Origin of the sequence: Lysinibacillus sp. FSL P4-0201 (assembly GCF_038593425.1) — a bacterium.
Lineage (GTDB): Bacteria > Bacillota > Bacilli > Bacillales_A > Planococcaceae > Lysinibacillus > Lysinibacillus capsici.
Map to the genome: position 1 here is coordinate 3,146,896 of NZ_CP151995.1, position 16,969 is coordinate 3,163,864.

Sequence of the window (16,969 nt, forward strand, 5' to 3'; positions counted from 1 at the left end):
AGAGAGCTATCCTCTTAGTTATATCCAGTTTTATCCGACAATTTAGCCTCTTTATCCGCCTGTTCAAGTGTTCTATCCGCTACTTTAATCTTTCTATCCACTACTTTAGCTTTTCTATCCATCAAAAAAGCCACACTGCGTATTACACAGTGTAGCTCCCTTTTCTTTATTTCAGCGCACGAATAAAAATGCGTTCACTTTCCTCATCAGGTGCCTCATCTGTAAAGTCTGCTGTAATTTCCACATGACTAAAACCGATGGCATGCAACCAAGCCATATACTGCTCGATAGTGTAAGTACGTTGCACGTGCTCCTCATCAAAGCGTTCATATAATTCACTTGCGTCATCTCGTACATAAAAGGTCATTTGATGAATAACCGAATGTTCAAAGTCGGCAGGCTCCGTATGCCATATATAACTAATGTCACCATCATCATATGTGAACGGACCATCTAAAAAAATCTCATTCATTTTAAATAACGAGTGGACATCAAAAAACAGCTGACCTCCATCACGCAACGCCGCATAGATACGTTCTAATGTCGTATAAACAGAGTGCTCCTCTACCACATAATTCAAGGAATCAATTGTGATTGTGACAACATCGATTTCCTCAAAGCCATCTAGTTCGACCATAGACATACAGTATAATGGTGCATGGTAGCCTGCACCAGCAAAGCGTTCTGCGGCAATGGACAGCATCTCTTCTGATAAATCGATTCCACTGACTTGATAACCAGACTTTGCAAATAACAAGCTAAGTACACCAGTGCCACAACCAATATCCAACAGTTTTGGGTACTGGCTGCTTGGTGCATGCTGTACAACCCAATCTACATAAAGATTGTAAGGAATATCCGTTTGCAGCTCATCATAGACATGAGCAAAGCGTTCGTAACTCACTTAGGCCTCTGGCATGTCTAGTTGCGGTGCATCGCCCCAAAGACGCTCTAAATTATAATAAGCACGCTCATCCTTATGGAATACATGTGCCACAACATCGCCTAGGTCAACTAGTACCCAACGAGCTCCATCAAATCCTTCGACACGGCGAATTTCATAGCCTTGTTGTTCAGCTACATCCTGTAATTCGCGTGCAATGGCTTGCACTTGGCGATCTGAGTTACCATGAGCAATGATAAAATAATCTGCTAATAGGGAAATTCCTTGCATATTTAAAACGACAATATCCTCACCATGTTTGTCGTCAATTGCTTTGTACGCTGCTTGTAATAAAGTTGAAGTCATCCTTCACTATCCTCTCTGTTCATCATATCGTTATAACATTCTATAGATAAAGGATAAATCGGCTGCTTTGTGTCAATTAAAAATGCCAAAGTATGGCGTACACATGCACTCATCGCCTTATCCAAATTTTTTTGTGCTTTTTTGCGCAGACGATCAACTCCATCAAATCGACGGTTCGGTTCAATCATATCTGCGACAAAAATAATTTTTTCTAAACGGCTCATATTAGCCCGCCCAGTTGTATGGAAACGAATAGCATTCAACAGCTCTTCGTCTGTGATACCAAACTCACTTTGTGCTATATATGCACCTACTGGACCATGTAGTAATTCACTACCCCATCCAATTAGTCTTTCATCTAATTTTTCATCACGAACGATATTTTCCATCCACTCAATATCAGCATATTTAGCAATATCATGGAGGATAGCTGCTGTTTCAGCTTTTTTTACGTCCTCGCCATATTTATGAGCTAGGTTGATGGCCGTTTCCATCACTCCGACTGTATGAATATAACGTTTTTCAGGCATTCTTGGCTTAATCGCCGCTAAATACTGTTCGCGTTCCATAAAGACCTTCCTCTCGTATGAACGTCTCTACAGCTTCTGGTAGTAGAAATGTCACCGTTCCTCCTGTAGCCAGGCGTTCACGAATCAGTGTGGACGATAAATCGATTTGAGGTATTTCCACCATACGTATAGGGTACTCTGTTGCCGCGGCTGTCCTTGGACGCTTTACTCCGACAAACTGAACAAGTTTCACTAAATCATCTATACAATGCCATGTATGTAGCGAATCAATCATATCGCCACCGATGATAAAGTAAAATTTCACATTCGGCTCTCTTCTACACAATGTAGAAAGTGTCTCATAGGAATAGGATACGCCACCCTTCTCAAGCTCATACGACTCTACTGAAAAATAAGGAAATGGACGAATCGCACGTTTTACCATTTCAAGTCGTTCAACATTACTAGCATCAAAACGTGCATGCTTATGTGGTGGGATGGCATTAGGCATAAAGCGGATTTCATCAAGTTCTAGCGCATGAAATACTTCATTTGCCATTAAAAGATGACCCATATGTGGTGGGTTAAATGTACCTCCAAGTAAACCGACCCTTTTCATCGTTTCACCTTATTTCGTTACTTTTGGTAATACAATCTTTTTATGATTGCGTGACTCTTTATATAAAACAACTGTCAGACCGATTAATTGGACAAGCTCCGCATGAGCGCCTGTGGCTAATGCTTCTGCGACTTCATGTTTATCCTCTTCACAGTTATCTAAAATACGTACTTTAATCAATTCACGTACTTCTAATGCCTCGCGAATTTGCTTTGTCATTTCATCATTAACGCCACCTTTTCCCACTTGGAAAATAGGTGTTAAATGGTGTGCTTCTGCACGTAAAAAACGTTTCTGTTTACCTGTTAACATAAAAATTAGTTTCCTCCTAATTGCGCCTTCAATTGCGCAATCATTGAATTTGTATTTGGATAGTTTCCTAACCAGTGTTCAAAAGCGATGGCTCCTTGATGGACAAACATTCCTAAGCCAGTGACAATCGTTGCTCCTTTTTCTTCAGCCGCTTGTAAAAAAGGCGTCATTAATGGATTATACACAATATCCGCAACAATTGCTTCTTTCATCAGCCGATCTAATGAAAATGGCATTGAAAAATTGCCCGTGGAAAGGCCAGCTGATGTCATTTGCACAATAATGCTGAAATCAGCTAGCGTTTCTTCCGCTTGTTGTAATGAAATGGCACGTCCCATACCCATTTCATCAATAATCATTTGTGCATTCGTCACCGTACGATTGGCGATGGTTACATGACGATAGCCTTGTTGCTGCATAGCAAAGGCAATGCCTCGAGCAGCACCTCCAGCACCAACAAGTAATACAGGCTTGTCTTTATGAGAAACCCCAACGGCTTCTTCCAGTGATCGAACAAATCCAATACCATCTGTATTATAGCCTTTCAGCTTTCCTTCTGTTGTTCGTACGACTGTATTCACTGCGCCCATTTTTTGTGCCAGCTCATCTAGCTCGTCTAGATACGGAATGATTGCTGTTTTATGAGGAATGGTCACGTTCCAGCCACTTGCCCCTAATGTCTTCAAACCAGCAACAGCAGATTCTAATTGATCAGGCGTTACATGTAAAGGAATATATGTCGCATCAATTGACATGTCCTCAAACCAAGCATTGTGCATGGCAGGTGATTTTGAATGTTCAATTGGATCACCCATAACTGCAAACCATTTCTTCATTTCCTAGTCCCTCTCCCTACTATGTCCTCCATTTAGATCAGCGAAGGACGAATTGAAACTTGTACACCTTTTGGTGCGTAAGCTGCTACTACTACATTCGCATGTTGAACGGTAATCCAGCCAAGCCCAGAAAATACTACATCTGTTTTCGCTTCTTTGATGGAAAATTCGTGACGAACCAATGGCGGTAACTGGTCGATAAAGTCCGCAGTTGGGGGTGCCAATAATTCTCCTTTATGCTCTTCATATAACGCATCTGCCTTCTCAAGCTTTGTACGATGAATTGGTAAATCATTTGCCACATGGATGGTAAAGGCAGAACGATCACCCTGAATAAAATCAAATCTTGCTAATGCACCAATAAATAGAGTTTGCCCAGCATTTTGTTGATACACTTTCGGCTTAATTTCTTTTTTCGGCATAATATATTTTAATTCACTGGCATCAATATGATGAGCCATTTGATGATGATTAATAATACCTGGCGTATCATATAATGCACTACCATCATCCAATGGAATATCAATCATGTCTAAAGTAGTACCTGGGAAATGTGAGGTTGTAATCACTTCACCCTCACCTGTTGCCTGCTTAATAATTCGGTTAATGAACGTAGATTTCCCAACATTTGTACAGCCAACAACATATACATTTTGTCCTTTACGATATTCATCGATGGCTTCCATTGCTTCTGCCATCCCTTTGCCTTTATGGGCACTGACTAATAGGACATCGACAGGCTGTAGTCCAAGAGCCTTTGCTTCACGTTTCAGCCAGTTGATAACTTTTTTTGGCTTCACAGACTTTGGTAATAAATCAGCTTTGTTGGCAATCAATAGGACAGGATTCTTCCCTACAAAACGATGAAGCCCTGGTAGCCAACTTCCATTAAAATCAAATATATCAACAATTTTTACGATTAAGCCTTGCTGTGTGCCAAGACCATTTAAAATACGTAAAAAATCGTCATCTGTTAACGATACTGGTTGAATTTCATTGTAATTTTTCAAACGGAAGCAACGCTGGCAAATGACCACATCCTTTTCTAATGATGATGGGGGTGCATACCCAACTGCTGTTTTATCTTCTGTTTGAATTGTTGTACCACAGCCAATACAATTTGGCATTTCAATCATTCTTGTTCCTCCCAAGTTATAATTCCTTTTCGTTTCAAATCATTAAATACGCGACGTTCAATGAAACGATTCAATTTTGTTACAAGCCCATCTGATTGTGCAACAGGCTTCACGAGCACTGTGTGTAAGCCTAAGCGATTTGCGCCCATTACATCCGTAAGGAGTTGATCTCCTACCATTACTACTTCATTTGGACGTAAGCCTAGTTGAATCAGTGCATTATAAAAAGCATTACGAAGTGGCTTTTTCGCCTTGTGAATATAAGGGATACCTAACGGCTCAGCAAAATGCTTTACACGAGCTTCCTTGTTATTTGACGCAATAATAACACGAATACCTGATTCTTTCATAATGCGTAACCAAATGATTAGCTCTTCTGTTGCATCTGGACGATCCCATTCAACAAGCGTATTATCTAAATCCGTAATGATTCCTCTAATCCCTAATTCTTGTAACTTTTCCGGCGTAATTTCAAAAATATTCGTCACAAATTCGTTCGGTAATAAAAAATTATACAAAATAGCGACCCCTAATCTTAACGTATTATTCGACCATTATAGCATATTTGCAAAGGCTTCACCCATTCGAATTGGGCTTCCTTTTACAACATTATCCGTAAATTTAATTGTATCCTTTTCAAACAGCATCACAACAGTGGAACCAAATGAGAAATAACCAACTTCCTGCCCTTTCTGCCATTTCGTTGTTGTATTGGTAAGTACAATGGAATTCACAAAGGTTGCACCTACTTTGATAAATGCAACATGCTGATTATTTGCTGCTTTCAGCTCAGTCACTAAACGATAATTATGAGAAATTGGTTTTTTACCGTATGTAAGACCTAACTGATTCACAGGATAAGATTTCTGACCAAGTGTATATTGTCGTAAGACTTCTCCATCTATCGGGCTATGGATACGATGGTAATCAGCAGGACTTAAATAAAAAACAATAAAATGTCCGTCTGCATATTGTGCAGCTCGTTCTGTATTGCCGAGTAAATCTTGTAATGCATAAGGCTTACCCTTCACAAGAAATGTCATATCCCATTCAATACGTCCAAAGGATTCCACTTTTGCGTCCACTGGGCTGGCATAGACAGTTGGATTTTTTTCAATAGGTCGAGCTTCTTCAATAAGTTCTCTTGTAAAAAAATCATGTAAACATGAAAATTGTTGTTGTTTTTTTGAAACTTCTTCAAGGTTAATATCGTATAACTTCATGTAGCTTGGTATTATACGTTTACTCCACTTCGCTTTTGCTATTGTCTGCAAAAGATGGGAAGATTGCTTACCATTCGTTAGTTCTATCAAGCGTTGATATAGTTTTTCTTTCATACAGTAAAACCCCTATCCATTAATTTAGACTGTCAATTTTTTCGCATTCGAAGTATAATGGTACAATATCTTAAGTGCAAAGGAGTGATCCCCCTTGTTTTTTTATCACAAGTTGGTGGATACCACGGTTAAGAAAATGAAATCGCACGCAGCTAACTTCATAACAATTAGTAATATGTCCTTTGGAGGCGCGGCTATTATGGCCACTCTACATGAATACTATAGCTATAGTGTCTTGTTTATCTTTATAGCAGCTCTTCTTGATCGCTACGATGGTAAGGTAGCGAGAGCGCTCGGACAAGTGTCAGAATTAGGTAAACAATTAGATTCTATGAGTGATATTATATCATTTGGTGTGGCGCCTGCATTATTAATGTATGAAGTTGTTCTAGTTGATTTTGGTTTTGTCGGCATGATGATGGCCGTATTATTTATCGTCTGTGGCGCGATGCGTTTAGCTCGCTTCAATATTAGCGAAGCGAACGGTTATTTCACAGGTTTACCAATTACAGCCGCAGGTACGTTCTTAACTTTAACGTATTTCGCAGCTTATACGTTCCATCCGGCATTTTATCTTTTCCTTTTCCCCATTTTAGCTTTACTCATGATTAGTACATTTACGTTAAAAAAAGTGTAACAGCACATTTGCTGTTGCACTTTTTTCATTTCCCACGGCTTTTAAACATATACTGTCGAAAAATGGGGAAAGGATGAAATCATTCAATGAGCGGAATTTTTACATCGATGTTGCAGTTATGGCTTGAAATCCCTGCGTTGCTTGGCTATTTAAAGGGGCAAACATTCCATAAACCCTTTTCAAAAGAAGAGGAAGCTGCTTGTATTGAACGATTTTTAGGTGGCGATGAGCAGGCGCGTCTTGATCTAATAGAACGTAATATGAGGCTTGTCGCACATGTCGTTAAAAAATTCCATCCAAAACATGAGCAACTCGATGATTATATTTCTATTGGAACAATTGGACTAATGAAAGCCGTTGAGAGCTATACCCCTGATAAAAAAACTAGACTTGCCACATATGCAGCTCGTTGCATTGAAAATGAGATTTTAATGCATCTACGCACCCAAAAGAAAGTGCAAAAAGACGTTTCGCTATTTGAGCCGATTGGAACTGATAAAGATGGGAACGCACTGCAAATTCGCGATTTACTTCAGTGTGATGAAGAAAGTGCCACAGAGAAGCTAGAGCATAAAGAGCATGTAGCACAACTATACCACTATTTGCATATGCTCGATGAACGTGAGCTCGAAATTGTGACACTCCGTTATGGATTAAATCAACAGGATGCACTTACGCAAAAGGAAATTGCAGCACGCTTAAATATTTCACGTAGCTATGTATCTCGCATTGAAAAACGGGCACTTATTAAACTCTATCAACTATATAAACGAGACCAAAAAACTATTGAATAATATATTGTAAAATGGTTATGAAAAAAATTCAATCCTTCAATGACGGAAGAATATGCCTATTTCATGGCATATAAAAAGCTCCCCTGCGACATGACTATGTCGCAAAGGAGCTTTCCCGTCATACTAGTGTGCTGATTCAGAGAGTTCTGCTGAAATCAACGTACCTATTAAAGTTGTAATAATCACTACACCTGCTGTTAAAAATAACATCATGAATGCCTCCCATTCTATTATGAAGAGATTTATTAATGTCAGTGTAGCATTTGTTTTTTGTATCAACTGTGATTTTTCTCACAGAATAAACCACACATTTTGACCATTCTGTGTAGTTTATAGTGAGGAAATTGCTTTTAATACGACTTGTGTCGAATGTTTTGCAGCAACTGGTAAAAATTCATCAAAGCTAATATTCGATTCTTTACCTGCAATATCTGATAATGCACGAATGACTACAAAAGGTGTAGCAAATTGATAACAAACTTGTGCAACTGCAGCCGCTTCCATCTCTACAGCTTTCATTTGAGGGAAATGGCGACGAACAGCCTCTACACGTTCAGGATCATTCATAAAAGCATCCCCAGAGCAAATTAAACCAACGCCATACTGGTGCTCTCCAACTGCCTTTACAGCCTCCTCAGCTACCTTCATCAATTTCTCATCTGATTTATATGCTGCTGGCATACCAGCCATTTGTCCAATTTCATAGCCAAAGATTGTGACATCCACATCGTGGTGACGAACTTCATCAGAAATAACGACAGCGCCTACCTCAAGAGCTTCATCATATCCACCTGCAGAGCCTGTATTAATGACAACATCTGGTTTAAACTCATGTAAAAGAATTGTCGTAGACATAGCAGCATTTACTTTACCAATACCGCTTTTTAATAATACGACTTCCTTGCCTTCAAAAGTTCCTGTTGTATACTCACTACCTGCAATCGTTGTGCTGTGTGCATCGTCTAATGCTGCTCTTAGAAGCTCCACTTCCTCTTCCATTGCGCCAATTACTGCAATTTTCATGTACTGTTACTTCCCTTCTTTTATCAACTCTATTAAAAATAATCAAAAGAGTGATTTTCGTCAATAGGCGCCTTCTAATGTATTTAGTTGCTCTAGCTTCACAGGCTTCCACCCTTCATTATCAACCCATTCCATGCTTACACGATACATTTGAGATTTATCATTGGTCGAAACAGTTGCAATGGATGAATTAGGACCACCATTATTTTGCATACGCCAGATGATCATATTGCTTTGGTCAATACCTGTCACAGTAGATACTGTTGCTACTTTCTCAGCCCAGTCTACAGACGTGTCGTCATATGAAGACACATGCTGACCTGTTTGAGTTGTAGGTGTTGGTTGCCAATTTTTATTCGTGATGACCTTCTCAACAATAGGATTATCTGATGCTGATTCTTCTGCTGTGCCTTGTTCTTCCTGGGATGTCTCAGGTTCTGATTCTTCTTCTGAAGGTTTATCTTCTTCTACAGCAAGATCTTCTTTTTCTTCATCCGTCGGTTCTTTTTCTACTTCTTTTTCATCATCACCGCTCTGTTCTTCTTGAACGGGTTCCTCTTTCACTGCTTGATCTGCATCATCTTGCCATTTAAACACATAGGTTGCTGTGATAATAATGAGTACAACCACAACACCAATTAGAACATTCAATAGTTTATCTAGCTTTTTATTACGAGATGGCTGCAAATGACGACCACTTCGAGTTTGTCGTTCACTCATAATGTCTCCCCCTCTCTAGGCAATATTCTATCAAGTTCGACAGCACTTGCAAAATAATTCTACTCACTATTTTACTACATAGTTTTCACGCTAAAAATGGTACAAGCAGTCAGCCAAAGGCTAACTGCTTGTACATATACATATTATTTAATTGAGACAATTTTCACTTTCATTTCGCCGCCAGGTGTTTGAACGACAACCTCTTCACCTTCAGCACGACCAAGTAGACCTTTTGCAATCGGTGATTCATTCGAAATACGGAATTCCATAGGATCTGCCTCAGCAGAACCAACAATTGTATAAGATTCTTCATCTGTTGATGGCTTACCATTGATGATTTCTACGAATGTAACCGTTTTCCCTAGTGATACTACACTGTTATCTGTCTCGTCTTCAGAAATAATCACTGCATTGCGAATCATTGATTTTAATGTTGAAATACGACCTTCTAAAAAGGCTTGTTCTTCTTTAGCAGAATCGTACTCAGCGTTTTCAGAAAGATCTCCAAAATCACGTGCTATTTTAATGCGTTCAACGATTTCTTTTCGTGTTTCAGTTTCTAATTTTACTAATTCTTCTTCTAATTTACGTTTTCCCTCAGCTGTCATAGGGTACTGTTTTTCATTTGCCAAAGTCCTTCACTCCTTGTTTCTTCAATATAAAAACATAAAACTCGACTAAATGCACGGAAGATGCATTTAATCGAATTTTATTATTTTTAAACGTTTTCAAATTACGCTTTGACCTAATAGTATGCATGCTTTTTCAAAATATGCATGTAAATATTGTCAATACCACTCTATCTTATTACAATACGTTGTCGGTTTCAAGAATAGTTTTAATTTTCGTTACCATTAAATCAATCGCCACCTCATTATCCCCACCTTCAGGAATAATGATATCAGCATAACGTTTTGTTGGTTCAATAAATAAATTATGCATCGGTCGAACCGCTGATAAATACTGCTCAATCACCGAATCCGTTGTACGTCCACGCTCTTTAATATCACGCATAATACGGCGAATAATACGTAAATCTGAATCTGTATCCACAAATAATTTAATATCCATTAAATCACGTAAATCAGCATCCTCAAGGACTAGAATACCTTCTAGTATAATAACATCTACTGGTTCAACATGTATAACTTCTTCTGCCCTTGTATGCTGGACGTAATCATACACAGGTTTTTCAATTGGTTGACGCACTAACAACTTTTTTATGTGCTCAATTAATAAATCATTATCGAAAGCTAACGGATGATCATAGTTAGTTCCTAAGCGTTCTTCAAATGTTAAATGACTTTGATCCTTATAATAAAAATCTTGTTCAATTACCACAACAGAATGCTCACGGAAAACTTCATAAATGGCGCGCGTCACACTCGTTTTTCCCGAGCATGAGCCACCTGCGATTCCGATGACAACAGGGCGCTTCACTGCCATTAGTTATTCTCCTTTCGCATCATGTTATGCGGCTTCAATGGTGTATCACATTTAAATTTTACAATTTGTAATGGATGACGAGCTGCATCTAGGCTGTTGCCATCCTCGTCCCAAATTTCACCCATTGTTAAACGGAAATTCTCAATTTCAGGACCAAAGAATTCTACTTCGTCACCAGGTTTAAAATAATTACGCTGTTGCATTGTCACTATTTTTGTCTCTGGATCATGCTCTAAAATAAGTCCAGCAAATTCATAGGTTGTTTTACGACCATGCACACCAAACATCTGCTCCTCAAAGCCAGGTGCATCATGGAAGAATGCTTCAGCCGTATCACGGTTAGCACATTTGTCTAATTCCTCTAGCCATTCACGTTTAATTTTAAAGTTATCAGGATCTGCACAATAAGCATCAATCACTTTACGGTACACAGAAACAACTGTCGCTACATAGTGAATGGATTTCATACGACCTTCAACTTTTAATGAGTCGATACCTAGCTCAATCATATGAGGAATCGCTTCAATTAATTTTAAATCTTTTGGACTCATCGCAAATGGTGCATGGCTCTCATCGAAAAGTGCTTTTTCTTCCCCATCTTCTAATTCATATAGATCATAGTCCCAACGGCATGATTGGCAGCATCCCCCTCGGTTTGAGTCACGAGCCGTCATATGATTAGAAAGAACGCAACGACCAGAGTAGGCAATACACATTGCTCCATGAACAAAGGCCTCAATTTCAATGTCGACCTTTTCCTTCATCAGCTTCATTTCTTCTCCGCCCACTTCACGTGCTAATACAACACGATGTAAACCTTCTTCTTTCCAGTACTGCACGGCCTTCCAGTTGGACAATGATTGCTGAGTAGAAAGGTGAATTTCAAGCTTAGGTGCTACTGTACGACATGTTTCAATAATGAGCGGGTCTGCTACAATAATACCAGTTACGCCCACTGATTCAATATCCTTTAAATAACGCTCTAAGCCATCCATATTTTCATTGTGGGCAAAAATATTTGTTGTTACATATATTTTCGCACCATATTGATTGGCAAATTCTACACCTTCACGCATCTCTTCAATTGAAAAGTTATCCGCATTCGATCGTAGACCAAACTCTCGCCCACCGATAAATACAGCATCTGCTCCGTAATGGACAGCTATTTTTAATTTCTCTAAGCTACCAGCTGGTGCAAGTAGCTCTGGTTTTTTTGTAATGACACGTTTACCGTTGACAATCTCACGGATTTTGTCATTTTGCTCTAACGCTAATGCCATGTTATTGTCCCCTCCTAGTAAACTGTTTCCTTGAAGATAAAGCCCGTATCTAATGGTCTAATAGCTGGTTGAATATCTTCAATTTTTGCTAATAAATCGTCTTTTATTTCTTCATATGCCTCTTCTGATTCGTCAAAATACGTATCGATCGCTTTTCGATAAGCTTCTGTTACCGCGACTACATAGTCTGGCGTTTGAAGTACACCTTCAATTTTCAGAGCATCGATGCCACCTTCAAATAATTCGCCTAGTTCATCAATAATACACATATCATTTGGACTGAAAATATGTGTACCATTTACATCTTCATATATTGGATATTTATTATTTCGTTCATCATCATGTAGGAACATATTACGATTTTCCTGGCGATTTTCAATAGCCATTACTTTATCTTGATATAAGAAATAATGGCCAAGTAATGGACGTTTTGATTGGAACATACATGTCATGCCATGTACTTGTACTTCAATTTCCATTTCGGTATTTTCTTTAATTTCTAATACTTCATCAAGAGAAAGCTCACGCGCTAACACGGCACGCGTTGCACCACGTTTCCCCCAGTAATTAGCCGTAAACCAGTTTGTAGCTGTCGTTTCTGGATTCCAATGTAACGGAATCGTAACACCTTGCTCTCTACGAATAATGAGAACCGCTGGATCACCGTAGATTAAACGGTCCACACCGATACGTTGCATTTCATTTAAATAATCAGCAAGTGCCTCTAGCTTCTCATTATGGAAAAGTGCATTGACTGCAACATATACCTTTTTACCCGCTTCATGAATAAGCTTTGTCGCTTCTTCTACTTCTTCAACGGAGAACTCTCCTGCTAGACGTAGACCAAATTGTTGTTCACCAATAACAAAAGCATCTGCTCCAGCGACTAAAAGTGCTTTTATATGTTCTAATGATTGTGGTGTCACAAGCAATTCTGGTTTTTTCATAGTAGTCACCTCTTCAAACATAGTAATAAACCATCACCGACTGGTAAAAAAGCACTTGTATAATCTGGGTGCTGCATAATCCAATCCGTGAAGTTTTTTAAATTGCGAATCATTGTTCGCTTACGACGTGGAACATCCTTCAACTCTAAATCAGACAAACCGTGCATGTACATATTATCGATATACAATACCCCACCTGATTTTACTAAAGGTGCATATTTTTCAAAAAAGCGTTGGTATTGTCCCTTCGCAGCATCAATAAAGACCGCATCGAATGTTGTGTTAATGGCCTCGTCATCCACTTCTAAAGCGTCACCCTCAATGACCGTAATTCGATCGGATACAGTCGACCGTTTAATATAGGCTTTTGCCCTTGCTACACGATCTTGATCACGTTCAATTGTAACAATTTGGACATAAGGCAATGCCTCTGCCATACGAATAGCAGAGTAACCAATTGCTGTACCTATCTCTAAAATTTTTGACGGATTTTGAATACGCAACAGTTGATTTAATGCATCAATACCTGTTAGCTGCATGATCGGTACGTGATGCTCCTCCGCAAATGCTTCCATTTCTAAAAGCAATTCATTACGTGGCTGTATAAATGATTGTATATATGCATCTGATAATTCCATTGTTTCCACCCTCATTTAAAAGGCAACGAGCGTTTGCCGTTGTCTGTACTTCATCATTTATCAACAAAAAGAAAAAGACCAAACGTGATGTCTTGGTACTTTGCCATACAAAAATGAGCAATTGCTTCGATATGCTCAAACAATTGCCACCACGCATATTTGTCCCGCATAAATGAACGGATTGATCAAAAATCACACTTTATAATAGCATGAAAATAGAAGGAAAGCTATTTTTCTTTCCTTCTATCCATCTGTTTGCTATATGATTTTTGTTCTTCCTAAATGTTTACTCTTCTTTTCGTAAATATTTTTCTACCTTCTGCAAATGCTCATCATAGGTTTTTGAGAAGTGGTTGACACCCTCTTTATCTGCTAGGAAGTAGAAATAATCTGTTTGACTTGGATTTAATGATGCCTCAATCGAAGTTTTACCTGCACCTGCTATTGGACCAGGTGGTAGACCTTTATTTTTGTAAGTGTTATAGGCATTATCCACTTCTAAATCTTCATATAGAACACGATCCTTGTGATCACCCAGTGCATAGAGCACGGTTGGGTCTGTTTGGAGTGGCATCCCTTCATTGATTCGATTATAGAAGACACTTGCAATAGTCTCTCGATCCGTTTGAGCAGTCGCTTCTTCTTCCAATAATGACGCAAATGTTAACAGCTGATGTACGGACATTTGTTTTTCAGCTAATACATCACTATAGTTCTTCACTACATTGTTCATGGCTGCTATCATCTCTTCTACAATCGCTTGTAAAGATGGTTTTTCTTCATAATAAGAATACGTAGCTGGATATAAATAGCCCTCTAAGTCATAGCGAATATTGTCAGCTAAAACAGCCTCTGTAACTAGCTCAGGATAATTAGCCATCATTTGCTGAACAAATGTGTCACTCGTCACAAGATCCATAAATTCTTTTTGTGTGTACGGTGTTTTCTTTTCAATCACTTTCCCAATTTGTTCAAGTGTTAAGCCTTCTGGGACTGTCATCGTAAAGACAGGCTTACGATATACCTTCCCTGTTTTCAAGCTTTCAATGAGTTCATCAAATGTCATTGCCTGTGTTAAATCATAATTTCCCGCTTGAAATTGTGATTCATTTTTAAATTTTGCGTAGTATTTAAAAACACGTGCATCTTTTATGACACCTTTTTTCTCTAGTAGTGTTGAAATGGAGGACAAACTAGAGCCAATTGGTACTTCTACTGCAATTGTTTTCGTTGCATTAGGGTCTAATGGTTTTAAAGCACCTTTTACATAATTGTACCCAAATAAACCAACAACTCCAATTATTAGTACGAAAACAATGGCAATAATTGCGACGATTTTTCTCACCATTTTTACCTCAGATTTTCTTTCTTGCATTTTTGAAAACATTTCTTGTTTTTTTGAACCGTTATCCACGGGTTTCCCCCCTATCACTATTCAATATCATACTAGAAATCAACTTTCACGACAAACAGAAATCGACAATTCAGGAGAAATTACATATGTAAAAAATCTGCCAACAACTTTCGTTAGCAGATTTTTGAGCATTCTAGAAATAGTTTATCCTATAAAGTGTTTAATACTTCTTCTACAAATTCCCATTCTTCATCTGACTCAATCGGGTATAACTCTTCAATCTGGCCTTCATTTCCAGCTATATATTGGGCTGCAAAAATATCACGCTCATCAATCGGTTCATCTGTTGCTGGCACATATAATACATACGATTTACCGAATTGCTCAGATGAAAATGTATGAATGACTTCGCACACTTGATCTTTTCCTTCTTCGTCTGTCACAGTAATTAGCTGTGGTTCTTCTTCAAATTCATCAAGTAATGTTAACACCACTTCATTAATCATTTCCCATTCGGCATCTGTTTCAACAGGCTGTAAATTTGTCATCTCACCTGTATTGTCATCATAATCAAAAGTCATCGCGGAAAGGTCTCCTGGAATTTCTTGACCGGTTTCATCTAGAAGGGAAAATAACACATAGGACTTGTCCTCCGCATCAAAGGTAAAGACCACACGACACTGCTGTTCCTTACCATCTTTCCCAATGATCATAAATTCTTGCGTTTCTTCATTCATTCTGTTTCCTCCTTTATGACAATTTGATGTCATTTATTAAATCGTTTTTTTGAGGTTAGACACTTTAGAATAGCTTCTCCTATTTTGAGCAAGTTTTCCCTGCATTTCTTCTCTACTTTTGAGCAGGTTCTCGATGTTTGGAGTAGGGCTTGGAGCGGTTACACTCTATTTCTAAGCGAATCCACAAACTTTATGAACGTTTCCCAACAATTGTGGATCAAATTCACACATCTACAATGCATTCATTCTTCAATTTAACAATCCTTCTACATTAGAAAAGCTTCAATAAAAAAGGAACAAGGACTGCAAGCTGCGATCCTTGTTCCAAGCTTTGAGTTAGAAGATTAGTCTTCGTTTTCATCCTCTAAAGCGTTTAAAACGTCCTCTACCATATCCCACTCTGCTTCAGTTTCGATTGGTGTTAATTCACCATCTTCACCATTTTCAGATGGTACAAATGAAGATACAAAGATTTCAACTGAGCCATCTTCATCTTCCTCTGCGCCTACCATTGAGTAAAACACATATGATTTGCCAAACTCTGGAGATTCATGAACGTGAATCACTTCACAAAGCTGCTCGTTTCCGTTTTCGTCAATCACTGTAATGTGTTGAACATGTAGTTCTTCTTCATGGTTATGCTCGTGTGCCATGCATAGTCACCTCATCAATTAATTTTTGCTATCTAAGTAGCCTTGTAAAATCATCACAGCTGCCATTTTATCAATGACCTGCTTGCGCTTTTTGCGACTCACGTCCGCTTCGATCAGCATACGTTCAGCAGCCATCGTCGTTAAACGTTCATCCCATAATTTGACCGGTAGTGAGAAATGCTCTTCTAATAGCTTTTTATAGTTCTCAGAAGCCTCTCCACGCGGTCCAACCGTATTATTCATGTTTTTTGGAAAACCTACAACAAATTCTGTTATAGTATATTCCTTTACTAGCTCAGCGATACGGTCAATACCGAACTCACCATTAGCTTCATCAATTTTTACGGTTTCAATACCTTGGGCGGTCCAACCAAGTGCATCACTTACAGCAACACCCACAGTTTTTGACCCAACGTCTAATCCCATAATTCTCATTTCTAGTCCTCGTTATTCTTTTTGATATAAAATTTAACAAGCTCCTCTAGAATTTCGTCACGCTCAAGCTTGCGAATTAAATTACGAGCATCCTGATGGCGAGGAATATACGCCGGATCACCAGAAAGTAAGTAACCAACAATCTGATTGATAGGGTTATATCCCTTTTCCTCTAATGAAGAATGAACTTTCAACATTACCTGCTTGACTTCCTGTTCCATTGATTCTTCTGGAAAATTAAATTTCATCGTTTGATCAAATGAACTCATGACCAGCACCTCGCTTTCAGAAATAAGGAGATGTGCAA

At 38.7% G+C, this 16,969-nt stretch carries 24 protein-coding genes; 2 read left to right on the forward strand and 22 right to left on the reverse strand.

All coding sequences use genetic code 11. From position 1 onward, the window contains the following. Window positions 1-166 precede the first annotated feature (166 nt). The 9 genes from MKY76_RS15820 to MKY76_RS15860 are packed head-to-tail and all read right to left on the reverse strand — an operon-like array spanning window position 167 to window position 5,998. Window positions 167-904 (reverse strand): class I SAM-dependent methyltransferase, encoded by a 738-nt coding sequence (locus MKY76_RS15820; protein ID WP_115674130.1) that lies wholly within the window; start codon window positions 902-904, stop codon window positions 167-169. Then, entirely contained in the window at window positions 905-1,249 is a 345-nt protein-coding gene (rsfS, locus tag MKY76_RS15825; RefSeq protein ID WP_004226890.1) for a ribosome silencing factor, read from the reverse strand. Next, entirely contained in the window at window positions 1,246-1,818 is a 573-nt protein-coding gene (gene yqeK / locus MKY76_RS15830; protein WP_048392153.1) for a bis(5'-nucleosyl)-tetraphosphatase (symmetrical) YqeK, read from the reverse strand. The genes rsfS and yqeK overlap by 4 nt, the downstream gene beginning before the upstream one ends. Further along, entirely contained in the window at window positions 1,787-2,377 is a 591-nt protein-coding gene (locus MKY76_RS15835) for a nicotinate-nucleotide adenylyltransferase (protein ID WP_315056890.1), read from the reverse strand. Before MKY76_RS15835 ends, yqeK begins: the two co-directional genes overlap by 32 nt. Window positions 2,378-2,386: 9 nt before the next feature. Further along, on the reverse strand, window positions 2,387-2,689 hold the full coding sequence (gene yhbY / locus MKY76_RS15840) for a ribosome assembly RNA-binding protein YhbY (protein WP_048392151.1): 303 nt from the start codon (window positions 2,687-2,689) through the stop codon (window positions 2,387-2,389). 5 nt (window positions 2,690-2,694) lie between these two features. Continuing rightward, window positions 2,695-3,525 carry a shikimate dehydrogenase gene (gene aroE, locus MKY76_RS15845; protein ID WP_054550070.1) on the reverse strand — a complete coding sequence of 277 codons (831 nt, stop codon included), beginning with the start codon at window positions 3,523-3,525 and terminating at the stop codon, window positions 2,695-2,697. 32 nt (window positions 3,526-3,557) lie between these two features. Next, window positions 3,558-4,661: a ribosome biogenesis GTPase YqeH gene (yqeH, locus tag MKY76_RS15850; RefSeq protein WP_054550069.1), complete on the reverse strand. Its 1,104-nt coding sequence runs from the start codon at window positions 4,659-4,661 to the stop codon at window positions 3,558-3,560. Further along, window positions 4,658-5,179 carry a YqeG family HAD IIIA-type phosphatase gene (locus MKY76_RS15855; protein WP_016994153.1) on the reverse strand — a complete coding sequence of 174 codons (522 nt, stop codon included), beginning with the start codon at window positions 5,177-5,179 and terminating at the stop codon, window positions 4,658-4,660. The genes yqeH and MKY76_RS15855 overlap by 4 nt, the downstream gene beginning before the upstream one ends. A 36-nt stretch (window positions 5,180-5,215) precedes the next feature. Then, window positions 5,216-5,998 (reverse strand): phosphatidylserine decarboxylase, encoded by a 783-nt coding sequence (locus tag MKY76_RS15860; protein ID WP_048392148.1) that lies wholly within the window; start codon window positions 5,996-5,998, stop codon window positions 5,216-5,218. Between the two features lie 136 nt (window positions 5,999-6,134). On the opposite strand from MKY76_RS15860, the gene pssA reads away from it, so the two are divergent. Both pssA and sigK read left to right on the forward strand, forming a co-directional pair. Continuing rightward, window positions 6,135-6,635: a CDP-diacylglycerol--serine O-phosphatidyltransferase gene (gene pssA / locus MKY76_RS15865; RefSeq protein ID WP_048392670.1), complete on the forward strand. Its 501-nt coding sequence runs from the start codon at window positions 6,135-6,137 to the stop codon at window positions 6,633-6,635. Between the two features lie 86 nt (window positions 6,636-6,721). Then, window positions 6,722-7,429, forward strand: a complete 708-nt coding sequence (sigK, locus tag MKY76_RS15870; protein ID WP_004226867.1) for an RNA polymerase sporulation sigma factor SigK — start codon at window positions 6,722-6,724, stop codon at window positions 7,427-7,429. A gap of 123 nt (window positions 7,430-7,552) precedes the next feature. Here sigK and MKY76_RS15875 read toward each other — a convergent pair whose 3' ends face one another. From MKY76_RS15875 to MKY76_RS15935, 13 genes are all read right to left on the reverse strand, one after another. Further along, the gene (locus MKY76_RS15875; RefSeq protein WP_026023469.1) at window positions 7,553-7,708 is read right to left on the reverse strand and encodes a hypothetical protein; all 156 of its coding nucleotides are present in this window, start codon (window positions 7,706-7,708) and stop codon (window positions 7,553-7,555) included. Window positions 7,709-7,759: 51 nt separating this feature from the next. Beyond that, window positions 7,760-8,452, reverse strand: coding sequence for a 5'-methylthioadenosine/S-adenosylhomocysteine nucleosidase (mtnN, locus tag MKY76_RS15880; protein WP_016994157.1), 693 nt, complete (start codon window positions 8,450-8,452; stop codon window positions 7,760-7,762). A 60-nt stretch (window positions 8,453-8,512) separates the two neighbouring features. Further along, window positions 8,513-9,172 carry a YrrS family protein gene (locus MKY76_RS15885; RefSeq protein ID WP_048392147.1) on the reverse strand — a complete coding sequence of 220 codons (660 nt, stop codon included), beginning with the start codon at window positions 9,170-9,172 and terminating at the stop codon, window positions 8,513-8,515. Window positions 9,173-9,315: 143 nt separating this feature from the next. Continuing rightward, window positions 9,316-9,804: a transcription elongation factor GreA gene (gene greA / locus MKY76_RS15890; protein WP_016994160.1), complete on the reverse strand. Its 489-nt coding sequence runs from the start codon at window positions 9,802-9,804 to the stop codon at window positions 9,316-9,318. Between the two features lie 175 nt (window positions 9,805-9,979). Further along, window positions 9,980-10,618 carry a uridine kinase gene (udk, locus tag MKY76_RS15895; RefSeq protein WP_112118183.1) on the reverse strand — a complete coding sequence of 213 codons (639 nt, stop codon included), beginning with the start codon at window positions 10,616-10,618 and terminating at the stop codon, window positions 9,980-9,982. Then, on the reverse strand, window positions 10,618-11,898 hold the full coding sequence (locus MKY76_RS15900; protein WP_313870173.1) for a U32 family peptidase: 1,281 nt from the start codon (window positions 11,896-11,898) through the stop codon (window positions 10,618-10,620). Before MKY76_RS15900 ends, udk begins: the two co-directional genes overlap by 1 nt. 14 nt (window positions 11,899-11,912) lie before the next feature. Beyond that, window positions 11,913-12,845: a peptidase U32 family protein gene (locus MKY76_RS15905; protein WP_115674133.1), complete on the reverse strand. Its 933-nt coding sequence runs from the start codon at window positions 12,843-12,845 to the stop codon at window positions 11,913-11,915. Between the two features lie 5 nt (window positions 12,846-12,850). Continuing rightward, window positions 12,851-13,483, reverse strand: a complete 633-nt coding sequence (locus MKY76_RS15910; RefSeq protein ID WP_315056865.1) for an O-methyltransferase — start codon at window positions 13,481-13,483, stop codon at window positions 12,851-12,853. A gap of 286 nt (window positions 13,484-13,769) precedes the next feature. Next, window positions 13,770-14,897 (reverse strand): endolytic transglycosylase MltG, encoded by a 1,128-nt coding sequence (mltG, locus tag MKY76_RS15915; RefSeq protein WP_048392143.1) that lies wholly within the window; start codon window positions 14,895-14,897, stop codon window positions 13,770-13,772. 149 nt (window positions 14,898-15,046) lie between these two features. Continuing rightward, on the reverse strand, window positions 15,047-15,574 hold the full coding sequence (locus MKY76_RS15920; RefSeq protein WP_048392142.1) for a DUF1292 domain-containing protein: 528 nt from the start codon (window positions 15,572-15,574) through the stop codon (window positions 15,047-15,049). 344 nt (window positions 15,575-15,918) lie between these two features. Further along, on the reverse strand, window positions 15,919-16,227 hold the full coding sequence (locus MKY76_RS15925; protein ID WP_004226842.1) for a DUF1292 domain-containing protein: 309 nt from the start codon (window positions 16,225-16,227) through the stop codon (window positions 15,919-15,921). Window positions 16,228-16,245: 18 nt separating this feature from the next. Beyond that, window positions 16,246-16,662 carry a Holliday junction resolvase RuvX gene (gene ruvX, locus MKY76_RS15930; RefSeq protein ID WP_004226840.1) on the reverse strand — a complete coding sequence of 139 codons (417 nt, stop codon included), beginning with the start codon at window positions 16,660-16,662 and terminating at the stop codon, window positions 16,246-16,248. A 2-nt stretch (window positions 16,663-16,664) separates the two neighbouring features. Next, the gene (locus MKY76_RS15935; protein ID WP_004226839.1) at window positions 16,665-16,931 is read right to left on the reverse strand and encodes an IreB family regulatory phosphoprotein; all 267 of its coding nucleotides are present in this window, start codon (window positions 16,929-16,931) and stop codon (window positions 16,665-16,667) included. Window positions 16,932-16,969 lie beyond the last annotated feature (38 nt).